Annotated in this window: 1 protein-coding gene and 1 pseudogene; one reads left to right on the top strand and one right to left on the bottom strand. The window is 59.9% G+C overall.

Going from position 1 to position 2,042, the window contains the following annotated elements:
- Positions 1-247: 247 nt before the first annotated feature.
- Positions 248-466 (top strand): annotated as a pseudogene (locus tag HWV67_RS31510) (DUF4442 domain-containing protein); the annotation flags it as partial.
- A gap of 59 nt (positions 467-525) precedes the next feature.
- On the opposite strand, the gene fabV reads toward HWV67_RS31510, so the two are convergent.
- Positions 526-1,722: an enoyl-ACP reductase FabV gene (gene fabV / locus HWV67_RS31505; RefSeq protein WP_057175007.1), complete on the bottom strand. Its 1,197-nt coding sequence runs from the start codon at positions 1,720-1,722 to the stop codon at positions 526-528.
- Positions 1,723-2,042: the final 320 nt, after the last annotated feature.

The following is a 2,042-nucleotide window of genomic DNA, read 5'->3' as shown; positions in this document are numbered from 1 at the left end:
GGGGTCGCTTCAGGAAACGGAAAATAAAGCACGCTAAGCCGTCGTTCCACCCACCTGCCAGCTCTGGTATGACGTTGGCGGTGTCAGTCTGGGGCATGCCCCAACTGGACGTCAGACCAGAGAGGTAAAACCGTCAGAGTAGAGCCGTTTTCCGAATTTGTGGACACCATTGATGCGCGGTCTATGGCCACAACCTGACACCTTGCGTCCCTTAGCGTACGATTTTTTCCGTTTTCTGAAGCGACCCCTGACCGACGTCAGCATCCCCACCGGTGCTCGGTGGATTCCCAAGGGCATGAGCGTGGAATACCTGGCCAAGGCCAAGGGCAATGTGCGCGCGGTGGCCGACGGCAGCGCCGTGGACTGGGCCAGTGCCGGCGACAAGCTGGTGGAAGTGACCGCCCTCAACGAGGAAGACCAGGCGGTGTTCACGGCGCGGATCACCATGAACGTGAAACTCGCCTGAGCAGAAACAACAACGCCCCTCGGGCTTGAGGGGCGTTGGAGTGAAACGCTACGACAGGGTTACAGCTGGATCAGGTTGCTGATCTTCACGTCCGGATCGACGTCGGCTTCGTAGTCGACACCCGGAATCTCGAAACCGAACAGGCGCAGGAACTCTTGCTTGTAACCGACGAAGTCGGTCATCTCGTAGAGGTTCTCGCTGGTGACCTGGTCCCACAGCTGCTTGACCCGGTCCTGGACCTGGGGTTGCAGCTCCTTGTAGTCGGCACGCAGGCGACCTTCCTCGTCGATCACCGGCTCGCTGTTGTACAGGCTGTCCTTGTACAGGCCATAGACCTGCTCGATGCAACCTTCGTGGCTGCCCTGCTCCTTCATCACCTTGAACAGCAGCGACAGGTACAGCGGCATGATCGGGATTGCCGAGCTGGCCTGGGTTACCACGGCCTTGAGTACCGATACGCGAGCATCGCCGCCCAGATCGGCCAGTTGCTCGCGCATGCCGATGACCTTGTGGTCCAGGTCCTTCTTGGCTTCGCCGATGGAACCGTTCCAGTAGATATCGTGGGTCAGCTTCTCGCCCAGATAAGTGAAAGCGGTAGTCTTCGCGCCTTCGGCCAGGACTCCGGCTTCGTGCAGTGCGTCGATCCACATCTGCCAGTCTTCGCCGCCCATCACCGCCACGGTGCCGTCGATCTCTTCCTGAGTCGCCGGTTGCAGGGTGGTTTCCTTGACGATTTCCTTGTCGGTGTCGACACCGCGCAAGGTCACCGACTTGCCCAGGGGCTTGAGGGTCGAGGTCAGCACTTCACCGGTCTTGGGGTGGGTGCGACGCGGCGCGGCCAGGCTGTAGACCACCAGGTCGATCTTGCCCAGGTCACGCTTGATGGTCTCGATGGTTTCGGCCTTGACCGCATCGGAGAAAGCGTCGCCATTGATGCTCTTGGCGTACAGGCCCTTGGCTTCGGCGAACTTGTGGAACGCCGCGGTGTTGTACCAGCCGGCGGTGCCCAGCTTGCCGTCGACGCTGCCGCGCTCGAAGAACACCCCGAGGGTGTTGGCGCCGCAACCGAACGCTGCGGTGATCCGCGCTGCCAGGCCGTAGCCGGTGGACGCGCCGAGTACCAGTACGTTCTTCGGCCCTGCGTCGATGGCGCCCTGCTGGGTGACGTAATCGATCTGTTGCTTGACGTTGGCTTCGCAACCAACCGGATGGGTCGTCACACAGATAAAGCCGCGAACGCGGGGTTTGATGACCATACAGAATCTCCCAATTTCAATGTGCCAGGCGCCAATAAAGGCGGCGGCAGTGTCACTTGCTAAGTCGTAGACGGGGTCGCTTCAGGAAACGGAAAAAATCGTACGCTAAGGGACACAAGGTGTCAGGTTGTGGCCATAGACCGCGCATCAATGGTGTCCACAAATTCGGAAAACGGCTCTACTCTGACGGTTTTACCTCTCTGGTCTGACGTCCAGTTGGGGCATGCCCCAGACTGACACCGCCAACGTCATACCAGAGCTGGCAGGTGGGTGGAACGACGGCTTAGCGTGCTTTATTTTCCGTTTCCTGAAGCGACCCC

This window comes from Pseudomonas sp. Marseille-P9899, from assembly GCF_903166565.1.
Taxonomy (GTDB): Bacteria; Pseudomonadota; Gammaproteobacteria; order Pseudomonadales; family Pseudomonadaceae; genus Aquipseudomonas; species Aquipseudomonas huaxiensis.
The sequence above is the reverse complement of the archived record's forward strand: the minus strand, read 5'-3'. Positions and strand labels throughout refer to the sequence as shown.